Origin of the sequence: Sphingomonas sp. NFX23 (genome assembly GCF_049887795.1) — a bacterium.
Classification (GTDB): domain Bacteria; phylum Pseudomonadota; class Alphaproteobacteria; order Sphingomonadales; family Sphingomonadaceae; genus Sphingomonas.
The window spans coordinates 1-15,790 of the sequence record NZ_JAGEKH010000002.1; the positions used below are offsets into that span (position 1 = coordinate 1).

The following is a 15,790-nucleotide window of genomic DNA, read 5'->3' on the forward strand; positions in this document are numbered from 1 at the left end:
ACTAAGGCCGAAGCCTTCGTTCGACTTGCATGTGTTAGGCATGCCGCCAGCGTTCATTCTGAGCCATGATCAAACTCTCAAGTTTATGTCACCAGCCAATCGCAGTGGAATTCCACGATCAACCAGCCCATCTCAAGGAGCCGCTCTGCACAATATCATTCAGACACCCTACCCGACCAAAGCCAGACGGAGTGTCCATTACATATGGAATATGTGAAGGACATATGAGAACGACTTAGCTTTAAACGATACCCCGAACCCTTGAGGAGCCCGAGAACCGCAAGCCGCCGCCCACATGTCCCTTCATCTTAACCTACAATGTCAAAGAGCCGACAAAAATACCGACACTCGCATAACCTCCCTTTCGAGAAGCTTGGAGCATCTGGTTTTTTGCGACCGTCGCGGTAGCCGGTAAGCCCCTCCGCTGCGGTGACACCCCTCTAGGGCCACCTCCCCACCCCGTCAAACACTATTTTACAGTTTGAGGTCAGTTTTTGGAAAAACCAATGTCGCGCGCCTGAGCAAGCCCTCCGTCGACCTTAGCGAGGATGCAGCCGGGCGAGCGCAATGCCGGCAAGGTTCTGGGCTCGGCCGATATGCCGGATACGGACGCGGTCAAAACGTTCGGCCAGTGCCGCGAACCTATTACGGTGCACTTCCAAGTCTGCCGAACGGCACCGCGCCTTACCGCTGGCTTGCGTCACGACCAGGGTAGAATCGCCTAGCAGCGTGATGTCGCGATCGCCTTCTAGTTGAGCGATCTCCAACGCATGGATCGCAGCTAGCCATTCGGCGTCGCTGTTTGTTCCCTCACCCAGATCGTGCCGGTAGTGGGTAACGCCCTTGCGGACGACAGCACACTCGATCGGGCCAGGGTTTGGCCGGCATCCACCATCGAAGAACAGCTTGGTCGACTGCCCGTATGTCATCAGGCCTTCGCTCGCGGCTTCGTCGTTGCTTTGCTCGATGAGTTACGCTTCCTGTGTGACAGCGCGGCGCCGATCGCGATCATGCCAAGGCCAGCGACTGGCGAACCACGACGGATCGACCGCAGACCGCCCAGCGCCAGAAGCGATGCGGGCAAGCCTGCATGCACGCCACCCAAATGGGCAACGGCTAAGACCCCTGCCCTGTCCGGCTCTGCAGCCTGAACAGCTGGCTTCGGGTCAACGTCTGTTGCAACCGTGTCAGCGACGGTCGCGCCCCGCGTTCCCATCGGGGTGGCCCCGCCGGTCGTCGTATCGCTCGTCGTCTCGTGTTCGAGTTCCGAATTCAGCTCTGCGCCGAGCAGGAACACGTAGGCCGAGAGCCACAGCCATGTCAGCAGCACGATGACCGCGCTCAGCGAGCCATAGGTCGCGCCGTAATTGCCGAAGCGCGACACGTAGACGCCGAAGCCGATCGTCGCACCAAGCCAGATGACGGTCGCGGCCAGCGATCCAGGGGTCAGCCACATCCACTTCGCCTTGTGACGGTTGGGGCCGAACCGATACAGGCAGGCCGCCGCCGTCACACCAAGCGAGGCGAGCACGGCGTAGCTTGCGAGGCGGATCGCCAGGAGCAGGATTTCCGGCGCGCCGGGTATCAGGCTGTCGAGAAGCGCGAACGACGCCGTCGAGAGCGCCGCGACAAGGGCCAGCATCACCGCACCACCGGTGATCGCAAAGGCGAGCAGGTTCAGCGTTATGAACCCGCGCGTTTCCTTTTCTTCATAGGCGATGTTGAGCGCGGTGACGATCGACGACGCACCCTTGGTGCCGCCGTACAAGGCGATGCCCAGCGCGATGAGGAGGCCGAAACCCTTTTTGCCTTCCGACGTGTTGACGACCGTCGCGAGCTGATCGCCGATTACCCTTGCCGCATCTTCGGGGAGGACGTTGAACAGCGCGCGGATGTTCGCGACCACCGTCGCGGTGTCGGCGACCAGACCGTAGATCAGTACCACCGACGCCAGCAGCGGAACGATAGCAGCGAACCCGTAGAACGCGGTACCCGCCGCGATGAGACCGATATTGTCATCGTTCCCCTCGGCCCAGGTGCGCTTCAGGACCTTCCACCATTCGCTTGCTGACATCGACCAGGGGCTGGTGGCCTGATGCTCGGATGATGTTTCGTGCGTGCTCAGCGTCTTGCCCCCTTCGGTGTATTGCGGCCCAACGCAGCACGGACGCAAACGGACCCTCAGAGTTGCCGCAACGCCTGTGCGGGCCGCGCGCCGAGAATGGGCCACGCACCGATCAACCCGATCACCATCGTCAGCCCCGCCCCGCCCAGCAACGTCGCCAAGACGGTCGCGTAATCCGGACGCCACTCGAAACTGAAAAGTTGCGTCACGACATACCAGGCACCACCGAGCCCGAGCAGCAATGCGAGTATCGACAGCACGATGCTGAGAAACGCGTATTCGAGCGCCTGCACCGCGAGCACCTGCCGCCGGGTCGCGCCGAGTGTACGCAGGATCACGCCGTCATAGGTGCGCGCCTCTCGCGCTGCGGCGATCGCGCCGATCAGCACCGCGATCCCGGCCAGGATCGCCACCGACGCCGCCGCCGTGATCGCGGTCGCCATCTGCGAGACGATATCACGGACCTGCCCGAGCACGCCGCGAACCTCGATCACCGATACAGATGGGAAGCGCGGCAGCAATGCTCGCATGACAGGCGCTTCCTGCCCTGGCGCAAGCTCGATTGTCGCCGCCAGATCATGCGGCGCGTCCTCGATCGCGTTGGGCGAGAAGACCATGACGAAGTTGAAGCCGAGCGTATCCCAGCTGATTCGTCGGAACGACGCGATATGCGCGGTCCGCTCTACGCCGAGCAAGGTGTAGGTGAGCGGATCACCGATCTTGAGGTCGAGCACCTTGGCCAGTCGCTCGTCGATCGAGACCAGCGGCTGACCCGTATAGTCACGCGGCCACCACCGACCGGCGGTGAGTTCGCTCCCCTCGGGCAAGGTCACGGAATAGGTCAGCCCGCGTTCGCCGCGCAACGCCCATGCGCCGTCGGGCAGCGTCTTGAGATCGGCGACGCGCGTGGTGCCGTAGCCGGTGATCGTGCCGCGCATTGCGGGCACGGTGCGGATCACCGGGTGGGTCGCTACGCCTTCGATCGTCCTCCGGAACTCCGCCTCGCGGTCCGGCGGAACGTCCAAGGCGAACAGTGCCGGCGCGCGCTTGGGTACGGTGAGCGCGATGTTCGCGTCGATACTGGTGCGGATGCCGGCGAGGAGGACGAACAGCGTAAGGCCGAGACCGAGCGCGACGACCAGGGTGCCGGTGCGAGCCCCAGGGCGATGGAGTCCGGCGATGGCGAGGCGGAGCAACGGCTTGCGCGAACGAGGGAGCGCCGCGGCGATCCGGCGTACGGCCCAGCCGAACCCAGCCAACACCAGCAACACGCCGGCCACTGCAGCGAGGAAGCCTGCGCTGAGACCGGGCTGGTCCGCGGTCGACAGCGCGAGTGCGACTATCGCGGCTCCTGCACCGAGAACCCAGGGCAAGGTCCGGCGCAACGGCACGGACCGATTGCCGAACACGCCGCGCAACAGGCCGGCTGCCGGAATGCTGCCAGCCTCGATCAGCGGTGGCGCGGTGAAGGCGAGCGCGATCAGCATGCCATAGGCAGCGGCGAGCGCGAGCGGCGCGAACTGGAGCGAGAATTGCGGCGCGACCGGCAGGACGTCGCCCGCGAGCCAGACGATCAGCGGCACCGTGACCGCGCCCGCGACCAACCCGGCAACGATCCCCATCGCGGCGACGACAGCGACTTCGAGAAGGTAGATTTTGGCAATCAGGCCGGACGTCGCGCCGAGCACCTTCAAGGCCGCGATGCTGCTGCGGCGTGCGGCGAGATAGGATGAGACGCCGTTGCCGACCCCGATTCCTGCGATGACGAGCGCGGACAGTCCGACCAGCAGCAGGAACTGGCCCATGCGCTCGACGAAGCGTTCGGCACCGGGCGCGGCACGATCGCGTGTCTTGGTTTCCCAGCCGCCGGTCGGGAATGCCGCCTTCAACCGATCGACCGCGGTCGTCGGCGAGGCGCCGGGTGAAAGGCGTACCCGGTATTTGCTCTCGTACAGGCTGCCGGGCTGGACCAGACCGGTCCGCGCTATACCCGCCATCGACACGATCGCGACGGGGCCAAGCGTAAAGCCCTCACCGAGCCGGTCCGGTTCGTTCGCGATCACCCCCGCGACGGTGAAGTCGGCGATCCCGAGCCGTACGCGCGCCCCGCGGCCGACGCGGAGCCTCTGCGCCAAGGCCGGGACGATCCAGATCGCCTTGGGATCGTCGACCTTCGCGACCGATCCACCCTGTACGGCCAGCGTCCCGTAGAGCGGATAGACCGCGTCGACGCCCTTGAGCTGGACCGGCACGCTGTTCGTTCCGCGGATCGCGGTCGCCTGCATGCGGACGGTCTCGGACACCGTCCCGAGCCGCGCCATCGCGGTGCGCTCGTCAGGCGTGGCGGCGCGCTGCGACGTGCCGAACTCGATGTCGCCGCCGAGGATCGCGCTACCGCGGGCCGCAAGCTCGCCGTCGATCGACTGCGTCAGGCTGCCGATCGCCGCCAGCGCGCCGACGCCGAGGAACAGGCATGCCAGCAGAAGCCGCAGCCCGCGAAACCGAAGATCGAGTTCGCGACGGGCAAGCCGCCACGCCAGCCGCCATTCGCTCACCGCAAGCGATCCGCGGCGATCCGGCCGTCGGCAAGTTCGACAATCCGATCGCAGCGCGCGGCGAGTACGGGATCGTGCGTGATGATGATCAACGTGGCGCCGGTCGCAGCGCGGCGGTCGAACAGCAGGTCCATGACCGAGGCTCCGGTGGCCGCGTCAAGGTTGCCGGTCGGTTCGTCGCCGAAGACGAGTGCTGGCCGCGGGCCGAGCGCACGGGCGATCGCCACGCGCTGCTGCTCGCCGCCGGAAAGCTGCGTGGGATAATGGCCGATCCGGTGCGACAGGCCGACCGCGGCGAGTTCCACTTCCGCGCGCTCGAAGGCGTCGGGCATCCCGGCCAGTTCCATCGGCACGGCGACGTTCTCCAGCGCGGTCATCGTCGGCAGCAGGTGGAAGGCCTGGAGGACGATCCCGATCCGCCCACGCCTCGCCCGTGCAAGGGCATCCTCGTCGAGCTTGCCGAAATCGAGGCCCGCCACCTGGACCCGGCCGCTAGTCGCCCGCTCCAGTCCTGACAGCACCGCCATCAGCGACGACTTCCCCGACCCGGACGGCCCAAGGAGCGCGACGCTGGTGCCCTGCGCGATGTCGAGATCGATGCCCTTGAGGATCGTCGTCGCGGCAGTCGAGGCGCCGAGTGTCAGCGTGACATCGCGCGCCGAGATCACCATATCGGCGGAAGCAGGTTCTGACATGGAGACCAATATCTTGGAGAAACAGATGCGATTCTGGCCTCTTTATGGGGGCGGACTGGCGCTACTCCAAGCGGGGTTGCTGGCCGGCTGCGATCGGACGCCCGAAGTCCCTGCCCCGCCGCCTGCGACGAAAGTGGTCGCGCCGGTTGTTGCGACCCCAGCCCCGCAGGGTCCCGAGCGCCTGATCCTAGCCTTCGGGGACAGCCTGTATGCCGGCTACGGCCTCGACCGCGGCCAAAGCCTGCCCGACGCCTTGCAGAACCGGTTGCGCAAGGACGGGATCAACGCGACGATCGTCAATGCCGGCGTCTCGGGCGATACCAGCGCGGCGGGACGGCAGCGGTTCGCGTTTGCGCTCGACAACATGAAGCGCAAACCAGACCTCATCCTGCTGGGCTTGGGCGGCAATGATGTTCTTCGCCAGATTTCGCCGGCCGAGACGCGCGCCAACATGACGGCGATGATGGACGAGGCGAAGCGTCGCGGCATCCCGGTGATGCTGACCGGGATGATGGCACCACCCAATCTGGGTCCGGAGTATTCGGCTCAGTTCAATGGGATATGGACCGACTTGGCCAAGACCTATCATGCGACGCTGTACCCGTTCATCCTGGATGGCGTCATTGGTAACGCCGCACTGTTGCAGGCGGATCGTGTTCATCCCAACCGGACCGGCGTCGACCGGATCACCGCCCGCGTTGCGCCACTGGTGGAAAGCGCGTTAGGACGGTCGCAATGACGGCATTGCATCGTCATCGATAGACTTACAAAGGATCGCGCGATCCACGACGCGCGGTACGATCAATTGGCGGCGGGACGGCAATAGCCGCGCGCAAGGAAAAGGGTAAAGCATGCAATTGAGCGGTTTGATCGCACGACTGGGGCGACATCTCGATCTCACCGACGCCGAACGCGAGGCGATCCTGCACGCCGAACGCGGCGAGCGGCGGTTGCGTGCGGGTGACGTGCTGGTCGCGGAAGGTGGCGAAAGCCATGCGCTGTACGTGGTCCGCCAGGGGTGGCTGCACTCCTCGACCAAGCTGGTCACCGGCGGGCGCCAGATCCTGCGCTTCCACTATGCGGGCGACCTGATCGGCACGTCGAGCATGGCGTGGTCGCAAGCGGCGGCGACGCTGACCGCGATCTCGGACTGTATCGTGATCGATTTGCCGAAGACCGAACTCGGGCTGCTCTTCCGCGCGCAACCGCGCATCGCCGGGCTGCTCTATGCGATCGCCGCCGCCGAGAACGTCGCGATGAGCGACCGGCTGACAACGATCGGCCGGATGGGGGCGAGCGAGCGGCTGTCGACGCTGTTGCTCGACATCATGGCGCGGCTGCGCGTGACGGCGGGCGGGATCGTCGATTCCTTCGACCTGCCGCTGACGCAGACCGATATCGGCGATGCGCTCGGGCTGACCAAGGTTCACGTGAACCGCACGATCCGGGCGCTGGAGAAGGCAGGCGTGATCGAGCGGAACGGGCGGCGGGTCCGGATCGTAGACGAAGCGGCGCTGGTCGAGGCGACCGGGTTTACAGACCGCTACGGCGAGATCGAAACCGGGTGGTTGCCGCCAGCGGTTTGAGGCGTCGCCTATACTCCGTCATCCTGACGAAAGTCAGGATCCAGAGCCATGATGGGCAGCGCCTGTTACTCTGGATCCTGACTTTCGTCAGGATGACGGAACGAAATCAGGCGAATAGCGCTCCGCAGGCGCCCTCGAAGACTTTTACGACCGATCGACGACGAACAGCGTGACGCGGTCGTACTTGATATCGCCGGGGTTGAAGATCGCGTCGGGTACGAACGGACGATCGGTCACTTCGATGTCCTTCAGCCCAGCGAGCTTGAACGTCCCGAGCTTGATCTCCTTGGGCGGCTGGCCGTCGCGCTCGAGCGTCACCGCATCGACGAACACATCGTCGTGCTTGGTGTACAGGATGTGCGGCGCAAGCGTGCAGACCATCCGGTTGTAGGTCGCGGTGATGCACTTGCGCAACGCGATCGCCTGGAGAAGCAGCGCGTTCGCGTTGTTCGGCGCGGAGGTGTCTGGGGTCGAAGTCATGTTGTGCATCGCAGCATAAGTTTGAGGATCGGTGCCGTTAGGCCGAACGCGACCTTACCCACAAGGGTTAAGTTTTCGCGGCCGCCGCTTCGGCTGCGCTTTTACCCGCTGGGCTGGTCGTCGGCAAAGACTTCGTCGGTATGCACGTCGAACCTTACCAACTGCGCCCGACCGAACGTCGTCGTGAGCGCGGTGTCCGTCGCATCGCGCCCCCGCGCCATCAGGATACGGCCGATCCGCGGGCGATTGTGGCGTGCGTCGAAGGTGTACCATGTGCCGCCCAGATACACGTCGAACCATGCCGAAAAGTCCATCGGCGCGTCGACCGGCGGGATGCCGATATCGCCGAGATACCCGGTGCAATAGCGCGCGGGAATGTTCATGCACCGGCACAGCGTGATCGCCAGGTGGGCGAAGTCGCGACACACGCCCTGGCGCTCCTGATGCACGTCCCACGCGGTCTTCGTCGGGCGGGCATAGTGATAGCCGAACTCGACGTGATCATGGACGAAGTCGACGATCGCCTGAACTCGCTGCCAGCCGGCCGGGACATGCCCGAACAGCGACCAGGCGGTCTCGGTCAGCCGGTCGGTCTCGCAATAGCGGCTGCCGAGCAGGTAGATCAGGACGTCGTCGGGCAGATCCTCGACCGCGTGCTGGACGGCGTCCGGCGTGATCGGATCGGGCTCGCCGCTGTCCTCGATCGTAAAGTCGCACGACAGCGTCAGGCCGCCCTTGGGCACGGTGATGCGCGTGCAGACGTTGCCGAACGCATCGAGATAGTCGTAGGTCGGCACGTCGGGGGTCGCGACGATCCGGTGCGGCGTCACGAGATCCTTGTTGCGGGACGGGTGCAGGCTCAGCATCGCCATCATCGGCGTCGCGACCTCGGTCTCGAAAACTATGTCGTATCCAGTCCGGATCAGCATGGAAGAGCCCCTTTTCACGCCTGTTTTAAAGTTTGTGCCAAGTGTTGCCCCGCCGCGTCGACGTCATCGAGCGTGATGTCGACCGACACGGTCATGTCGAGAAAGCTGCCGGGAAAGCCGCTCCAGGTGCCGGAGATCGGCACGGCCTGGTAGATGTCGCGCGCGACCGCGACACGGACGAGTCCGCGGTTGCCGACGATGCCATTGGTCGGATCGAACTCGACCCAGCCCGATCCCGGCAGGTACACGCGGACCCAGGCATGCGTGTTGCCGCCACCGGTCCGTTGCTCGCGAGCGCTGGGGTTGTAGACATAGCCCGAGATGAACCGTGCCGCGAAGCCGAGCGCGCGGACCGCCTCGATCATCAGCACGGCGTAATCGCGACACGTCCCCTTGCGCGTCGCGAGCGTCTCGATCGGCGACTGCGTGCCCTTTTCCGGTCGCGGGACATAGGTGAACTCACGCCGGATCGTCGCGGTCATGTCCGACAGCATCGCCAGCGTATCGGTCGGCCCGTCGGTCCGCACGAAGCGCCGTGCCCAGCTGTCGATCTGGCGCAGCGGATCGTGATGCTGACGCTCTATCGAGCGAAGCAAGTCGGGCATTTCCTCCGACGAATAGGTGAACGGATAAAGCCGCGCATACCGCTCGATATCGACGTTCTGGAGTTCGGCTGGCGTGTGCAGCAACTGCACGCGGCTGTCGAAGACGAGCTCCTTCGCGCGCTTGTCGAACGTCGCGATCGCAACCGAATTGCCGAACACGTCCTGCAGCCAGCGGACGTCCGAAGGCTCTGGACTGATCGTCAGCTGCGCATCGATCAGATGCTGGTCGAAACTCTCGCGCGGGCGAACCATGATCCGATGCTCGCCAAACGCTACCGGATGGCGGTAGGAGTATCGGGTTACATGAGAGAGAGTTAGAGATGGCATCGAGGATCCGTGTCGCATGAAGACCGCTATCAGCCAATCGCTGCTTGGGACCGAAGATGCCGCACCGGTCACATTGGTCAACCCCGAAGGCGCGTCATCGTTCCTGCTGATCGGCGATCACGCGGGGAAAGCCGTGCCGGCTGCGCTCGGCGCGCTGGGGTTGAGCGATGCCGAACTGTCGCGGCACATCGGCTGGGACATCGGCATCGCCGAGCTTGGCCTGCTGTTGGCCGAGCGGCTCGACGCGGTCTTCCTCCGCCAGACCTATTCGCGGCTGGTGATCGACTGCAACCGGAGCGCAGAGCAGCCCGATGCGATCGCCGCCGTCAGCGACGGGACCATGGTGCCCGGCAACCAGGCACTGTCGGACGCCGACGTCGCGGCGCGGTTCGCCGAGATCCACGAGCCTTATCAGGCGGCGATCGCGGCCGAACTCGCGCGCCGCGATGCGTTGGGGATCACGACGACACTCGTTGCGCTGCACAGCTTCACGCCGTCGATGCGCGGCATCGACCGGCCATGGCAGATCGGCATCCTGCATGACGGCGGCGATACCGGATTTGCGCACGCTCTGCTCGACGTCCTGCGCGAGGAGGCCGACCTGACCGTCGGGGACAACGAACCCTACCGCATGGACCAGATCGACTACACCATTCCGCGCCATGCCTACCCTGCCCGTCCCTATGCCGAGATCGAGATCCGGCAGGATTTGCTGGGCTCGACGGAAGGGTGCGCGGCGTGGGCGGATCGGCTGGCACGGTTGCTGCCGGTGGCCGCGGCACGCACCCGGGGAGCTTGAACACGCGCCAACCGGGATCGGTTTTCAGATTGGCGCGTTAGGCCGCAGGCCTTGGATTATGAGGTCGCGTCCTCCGACCCCTGAGATACGATGCAGCGACCGACGGCCCCGACCACCGATACCCCTATTTCGTCGCATGCGAGCGAGGACCGATACCGCGCCTTGGTCGACGCGATCGACGCCGGTTTCTGCATCATAGACCTGCTGTTCGACGGCGAACGCCCCGTCGACTACCGCTTTATCGAGGTCAATCCGCGGTTCGAAAGCCAGACCGGGCTGGTCGATCCGGTCGGCAGGACCGCCAGCGAACTGGTCCCCGATCTCGAAGCCTTCTGGTTCGAGACCTATGGCCGCGTGGCGACGACCGGCCAACCCGCGCGGTTCGATCATGGCTCGGAGCAGATGGGACGGTGGTTCGACGTCCACGCCTTCCGCGTCGGCGATCCCGAAGCCCGGCAGGTCGCGGTATTGTTCACCGATATCTCCGAGCGCCGCAGCATCCTCACCGCGGCGCAAGCCAGCGAGGAACGGCTCGGCCAGGCGCTGGCTGCAGGCAATGGTATCGGCACATGGGACTGGGACGTTCCAAACGACCGCGTCACCGCGGACGAGCGGTTCTCGACGTTGTACGGCGTCTCCCCCGAGCTTGGACGCGCCGGTGCACCGATCGAGCGTTTCTTCGGCAACATCCATCCCGACGATGTGCAAGCCGCGCAGTCCGCAATCGACACGGCCTTACGGACTGGAGGCGATTTCAATGCGGAATACCGTCTCGTACAGCCCGACGGCGCAATCCATTGGGTGACCGCGCAAGGTCGCTGTCGCTTGGCCGCCGATGGTACGCCGCTCCGCTTCCCCGGCATCAGCTTCGACATCACCGAGCGCAAGCAGGCCGAATTGCGACAGCGCGCGCTACTCGAGTTGAGCGACGCGATCCGCGACCTGACCGACCCCGACGAGATCGCCTATGCCGCCTCCGCGATCCTGGGCCGCGCCTTGCAGGTCAGCCGGGTAGGCTATGGCATCATCGACAAGGTGAACGAGACGATCACGGTCAAGCGCGACTGGAATGCGGAAGGCGTGACGACGCTTGCCGGTACGCTGCATTTCCGGGCGCATGGGACATATATCGAGGACCTCAAGGCCGGACGAACGGTGGCGATCGCCGATGTCGACAAGGACGACCGGACGCGCGACACCGGCGATGTCTTGAAGGCGATCGACGCGTGGTCGTTCGTCAACATGCCGCTCCTCGAACAGGACGATTTCGTCGCGTTGCTCTACGCCAACCACGGCGTCGCGCGAGTTTGGAGCGACGATGACCTGGTGCTTATGCGGGAAGTCGCGGAGCGAGTCCGTGCCGCTACCGAACGGTTGCGCGCGGAAACCGCGCGGCGTGAAAGCGAGGAACAGTTCCGGGTCTTCGCCGAAGCCGTGCCGAACCAGATCTGGGCGGCCAGGCCTGACGGGCATCTCTATTGGTTCAACCGCCAGGTCTATGACTATAACGGCCTCGAACCCGGTGCGCTCGACGGTATCGGCACCTGGAGGGACCGCGTCCATCCCGACGATTACCCAACTGCCTCCGAAGCTTGGCGGCATTCTCTTGCAACCGGTGAGCGGTACAGCGTCGAGTATAGGGCGCGGAGCAAGGATGGCGACTATCGCTGGTTCCTGGTTCGTGCGGACGCGGTCCGAGCGCCCGACGGCACGATTCTTCGCTGGGTCGGGACCAACACCGACATCGACGACAGCCGCCGCCAGACGGCCGAACTCGCGCGCTGGAACGAGACGCTGGAGGATCAGGTTGCGACCCGGACGCGCGAACTCATGGTGGCCGAGGAAGCGCTGCGACAAAGCCAGAAGATGGAGGCCGTCGGTCAGCTCACCGGCGGGATCGCGCATGATTTCAATAATTTGCTGACCGGCATTACCGGCAGCTTGGAACTGCTCGGAATCCGGATCGCGCAAGGTCGGCTGAACGATGTCGAACGCTATTCGCTGACCGCGCAAGGTGCCGCGAAACGTGCGGCGGCACTAACGCACCGGTTGCTCGCCTTCTCACGGCGACAGACGCTCGATCCCAAGCCGACCGACGTCAACCGGCTGGTCGGGGGGATCGAGGATATGGTCCGGCGCACGGTCGGTCCCGAAGTCGAGGTCGAGGTCGTCGCCTCGGTTGGGCTTTGGGCGACTCTGGTCGATCCCCACCAGCTGGAAAACGCGCTGCTCAACCTGTGCATCAACGCGCGCGATGCGATGCCGGGTGGCGGGCGACTGACGATCGAAACCGCCAATCGCTGGATCGATGCGAGGACGGCACGCGAGCGCGAACTCGATGCCGGGCAATATGTATCGCTGTGCGTGTCCGACACCGGCACGGGCATGACCCCGGAGGTGATCGCCAAGGCGTTCGATCCGTTCTTCACGACCAAGCCACTCGGGCTCGGCACGGGCCTCGGCCTGTCGATGATCTACGGCTTTGCCCGGCAATCCGGTGGACATGTCCGGATCTATTCCGAGGTGGGCGAGGGCACCAACGTTTGCATCTACCTCCCGCGACACTTCGGTGAGGTCGAGAATACCGAAACCGTCGCCGAACACACCGATGCACCGCGTGCGAACGCGGGGGAGACGGTGCTAGTGGTCGACGACGAACCGACCGTTCGAATGCTGGTGGTGGAGGTACTCGAGGAGCTGGGCTATGCGGCGATCGAAGCGGCGGACGGGGCATCCGGGCTGAAGCTGTTGCAATCCGACATCCGCATCGACCTGCTGGTGACCGACGTCGGTCTTCCCGGCGGGATGAATGGGCGACAGATGGCCGACGCGGCGCGGATCGGGCGGCCGGAGCTCAAGATCCTCTTCATCACCGGCTATGCGGAGAATGCGGTCGTCGGTAACGGGCATCTCGATCCCGGCATGCATGTCATGACAAAGCCGTTCGCGATGGAGGCCTTGGCCACGCGCATCAAGGATTTGATCGTTGCGGGGTAATGGGGCGGGGTGTGGAGTCGGATTCTCCCCACTCCGTCATCCTGACGAAAGTCAGGATCCAGAGTAACGAACGCCCCCCGTCATGCCTTTCGATCCTGATTTTCGCCAGAATGACGGCAAGCGTTATCCCCGCTGACGACAGCAGCCATGTTGCATCGCGGTAACAGTCGCGACGCCATTCGCGTTCATGGCAACATTGTCACTTGATATGATGTATCATCAAATCTACCCGATTTGTCGTACAGGGACGACACAAGGGAATTTCATGAAGACGATGCTGTTCGGCGCCACCGCCCTGGCTGCGCTCCTCTCCTCGCAGGCGCATGCGCAAACCGTCGCCACGGATGCTCCGGCCCCTGCCCCCGCACCGACGTCGGTCGGTTCGACCAACCAGCGCGACATCATCGTCACCGCGCCGATCCAGACCAGCGAGCGCGACGTCCTGCAAGGCACGACCGTCCTCACCGGCCAGGAACTCACCCGCCAGCTGCGGCCGTCGATCGGCGAGACTCTCGCCCGCCAGCCCGGCGTATCGGCCAGTTCGTTCGGCCCGAGCGCCTCACGCCCGATCCTTCGCGGCTTCCAAGGCGACCGTATCCGCGTGCTGACCGACGGGATCGGATCGATCGACGTCTCGAACACCTCGGTCGACCATGCCGTCATCATCGACCCGCTGCTCGCCGAGCGTATCGAGATCCTCCGCGGCCCCAGCGCGCTGCTCTACGGCACGTCGGCAGTCGGCGGCGTCGTCAACGTTATCGACACGCGCATCCCGCGCACCGTGCCCGAGAACGGCTACCGCGTGAACGGCATCGCCAACTACGGCTCGGCTGCGAACGAGCGCTCCGGCGGGATGGCCGGTGACGTCGCCGTCGGCCAGCACCTCGTGCTTCATGCGGACGGCTCGTACTTGAAATCGGGCGACCTGCGCACCGGTGGCTACATCCTTTCGCGCGATGCCCGCGCCCAAGCGCAGGCTACCGCCGCCCTCCCCGTCGATCCCAACGAAGCCGACCCGATCGACTACGCCGCATCGGCACAGCTGAAGGGCAAGCTCCCCAACACGCAGGCCGAGACCTGGACCGCGGGTGCCGGCGCGTCGATCATTACCGACAACGGCAATCTCGGCATCTCGTACAGCCACTACGACAGCCTCTACGGCGTACCGATCCGCTACGCCACGCAGCCCGGCCAGGAGCAGGAAGCGCCGCGCCTCGACGTCCTCCAGAACCGCGTGGACCTGCGCGGCGAGATCGACACCGGCGGCGATTTCATCAGCAAGATCCGCGTCCGCGCCGGCCAGGCCAGCTATCGCCATTTCGAACTCGAGGAGGACAACTCCGTCGGCACCGCCTTCTACAACAAGGGTCTCGAAGGTCGTCTCGAAGTCGTCCAGGCGAACCGCGGCGGCTGGCAGGGCGCATCGGGCGTGCAGTTCTACAACCGGATCTTCAACGTGGTCGGCGACGAGGCCTTCCTGCCGAAGAACGAGACCAACCAGACCGGCCTCTTCACGCTCCAGCAATATGAGTCCGGCAAGTTCCACGCCGAGGGCGGCGTCCGCTACGAGATCACCGACCTCGCCGCGCGGACACCCGAGGATGATCTGCGCTTCTTCCGCGGCAGCCAGAGCTATCATTCAGTGTCCGGCTCACTCGGCGCATCCTACGCGCTGACCGACAGCATCCGCGTCGGCCTGAACGGCTCGCGCACCGAGCGTGCGCCATCGGCGGAAGAACTGTTCGCGAACGGCGCGCATGCTGGCACGCAGGCGTACGAACTCGGCAATCCGAACTTCCGGCTTGAAAAGTCGTGGGGCCTCGAAGGCACGCTGCACGCGCATGGCGACGGCTTCAGCTTCGACGCGTCAGCCTATTACAACTGGTTCTCGAACTACATCTCGGAGAACCAGGTCGCGTCGACGGTCTGCCAGGCGGCGGCCGATCCCTCGGGCCGCACCGTCGACCTGCCCTGCTTCCAGTATCAGCAGGCCGACGCCCGCTATTACGGGTTCGAGGCGGATGCATCGGTGAAGGTCGCGCAGATCGGCGGTTATGCGGTCAACGCCGACGTGCTGGGCGATTACGTCCACGCCAACATCGTCGACCAGGGCCCCGTCCCCCGCATTCCCCCGATGCGCGTGCTCGGCGGGATCGAGGCGCAGGGAGACCGGATCAACGGCCGCGTCGAGGTCGAGCATGTGTTCGACCAGAACCGCATCGCCGCATTCGAGACGAAGACCAACGAGTACACGATGGTCAACGCCTCGATCGGCCTGAGCCCGTTCGGCAAGGATTCAAAGACGACGTTGCTGCTGAGCGCGAACAACCTGTTCGACGTGAACGCACGCCGCGCGACGAGCTTCCTCAAGGACTTCGCCCCGCTCGCCGGTCGCGATTTCCGCGCGACGCTGCGCTTCGGTCTGTAACCTCTACCGGCCGTTCCAGCATCGAAGCGGGAACGGCCGGCTCGCGATCATTTGCCGATCAGGACGTCGCTCGCCTTGATCAGGACGGTCACGGTATCGCCGGTCGCGAGTGCGAGGTCGGCGATCGCTTCTTCGGTGATATTGGCGGTGACGACGTTGCCGCCGCCGATGTCGACCTTGATCGAACCATTGACCGCACCCGGCGTGATCGAGACGATGGTGCCGGAAATCTGGTTGCGTGCGCTGATCTTCATCGTTCTGTTC

13 protein-coding genes and 1 rRNA gene are annotated in these 15,790 nt (G+C 64.8%); 5 read left to right on the top strand and 9 right to left on the bottom strand.

The window, feature by feature from the left end:
- The 5 genes from J4O76_RS03810 to J4O76_RS03830 form a co-directional block, all read right to left on the bottom strand.
- Positions 1-85: ribosomal RNA gene (locus J4O76_RS03810) — 16S ribosomal RNA — on the bottom strand; the annotation flags it as partial.
- A gap of 454 nt (positions 86-539) precedes the next feature.
- On the bottom strand, positions 540-929 hold the full coding sequence (locus J4O76_RS03815) for a reverse transcriptase-like protein (protein ID WP_426280404.1): 390 nt from the start codon (positions 927-929) through the stop codon (positions 540-542).
- The gene (locus tag J4O76_RS03820) at positions 929-2,074 is read right to left on the bottom strand and encodes a YihY/virulence factor BrkB family protein (protein WP_426280405.1); all 1,146 of its coding nucleotides are present in this window, start codon (positions 2,072-2,074) and stop codon (positions 929-931) included. The genes J4O76_RS03815 and J4O76_RS03820 overlap by 1 nt, the downstream gene beginning before the upstream one ends.
- Positions 2,075-2,181: 107 nt before the next feature.
- Positions 2,182-4,680, bottom strand: a complete 2,499-nt coding sequence (locus tag J4O76_RS03825) for an ABC transporter permease (RefSeq protein ID WP_426280406.1) — start codon at positions 4,678-4,680, stop codon at positions 2,182-2,184.
- The gene (locus J4O76_RS03830) at positions 4,677-5,375 is read right to left on the bottom strand and encodes an ABC transporter ATP-binding protein (RefSeq protein ID WP_426280407.1); all 699 of its coding nucleotides are present in this window, start codon (positions 5,373-5,375) and stop codon (positions 4,677-4,679) included. The genes J4O76_RS03825 and J4O76_RS03830 overlap by 4 nt, the downstream gene beginning before the upstream one ends.
- A 25-nt stretch (positions 5,376-5,400) precedes the next feature.
- On the opposite strand from J4O76_RS03830, the gene J4O76_RS03835 reads away from it, so the two are divergent.
- A complete protein-coding gene (locus J4O76_RS03835; RefSeq protein ID WP_426280408.1) occupies positions 5,401-6,114 on the top strand; it encodes an arylesterase in 714 nt (237 codons plus the stop codon).
- A 118-nt stretch (positions 6,115-6,232) separates the two neighbouring features.
- Positions 6,233-6,961, top strand: a complete 729-nt coding sequence (locus J4O76_RS03840) for a Crp/Fnr family transcriptional regulator (protein WP_426280409.1) — start codon at positions 6,233-6,235, stop codon at positions 6,959-6,961.
- Positions 6,962-7,105: 144 nt separating this feature from the next.
- On the opposite strand, the gene J4O76_RS03845 is transcribed toward J4O76_RS03840, so the two are convergent.
- The 3 genes from J4O76_RS03845 to J4O76_RS03855 form a co-directional block, all read right to left on the bottom strand.
- Entirely contained in the window at positions 7,106-7,441 is a 336-nt protein-coding gene (locus J4O76_RS03845) for a hypothetical protein (protein WP_056063484.1), read from the bottom strand.
- 101 nt (positions 7,442-7,542) lie between these two features.
- Positions 7,543-8,370, bottom strand: coding sequence for a transglutaminase-like domain-containing protein (locus J4O76_RS03850; protein WP_426280410.1), 828 nt, complete (start codon positions 8,368-8,370; stop codon positions 7,543-7,545).
- A 14-nt stretch (positions 8,371-8,384) separates the two neighbouring features.
- The gene (locus J4O76_RS03855) at positions 8,385-9,320 is read right to left on the bottom strand and encodes a transglutaminase family protein (RefSeq protein ID WP_426280411.1); all 936 of its coding nucleotides are present in this window, start codon (positions 9,318-9,320) and stop codon (positions 8,385-8,387) included.
- On the opposite strand from J4O76_RS03855, the gene J4O76_RS03860 reads away from it, so the two are divergent.
- From J4O76_RS03860 to J4O76_RS03870, 3 genes are all read left to right on the top strand, one after another.
- Positions 9,319-10,101, top strand: coding sequence for an N-formylglutamate amidohydrolase (locus J4O76_RS03860; protein WP_426280412.1), 783 nt, complete (start codon positions 9,319-9,321; stop codon positions 10,099-10,101). The two genes, J4O76_RS03855 and J4O76_RS03860, sit on opposite strands and share 2 nt — an antisense overlap.
- Positions 10,102-10,191: 90 nt before the next feature.
- Positions 10,192-13,098 carry a PAS domain-containing protein gene (locus tag J4O76_RS03865; RefSeq protein WP_426280413.1) on the top strand — a complete coding sequence of 969 codons (2,907 nt, stop codon included), beginning with the start codon at positions 10,192-10,194 and terminating at the stop codon, positions 13,096-13,098.
- A 265-nt stretch (positions 13,099-13,363) separates the two neighbouring features.
- A complete protein-coding gene (locus J4O76_RS03870) occupies positions 13,364-15,526 on the top strand; it encodes a TonB-dependent receptor (RefSeq protein ID WP_426280414.1) in 2,163 nt (720 codons plus the stop codon).
- A 47-nt stretch (positions 15,527-15,573) separates the two neighbouring features.
- Here the strand turns inward: J4O76_RS03870 and J4O76_RS03875 are convergent, their stop codons facing one another.
- The gene (locus J4O76_RS03875) at positions 15,574-15,780 is read right to left on the bottom strand and encodes a TOBE domain-containing protein (protein ID WP_056063255.1); all 207 of its coding nucleotides are present in this window, start codon (positions 15,778-15,780) and stop codon (positions 15,574-15,576) included.
- Positions 15,781-15,790: the final 10 nt, after the last annotated feature.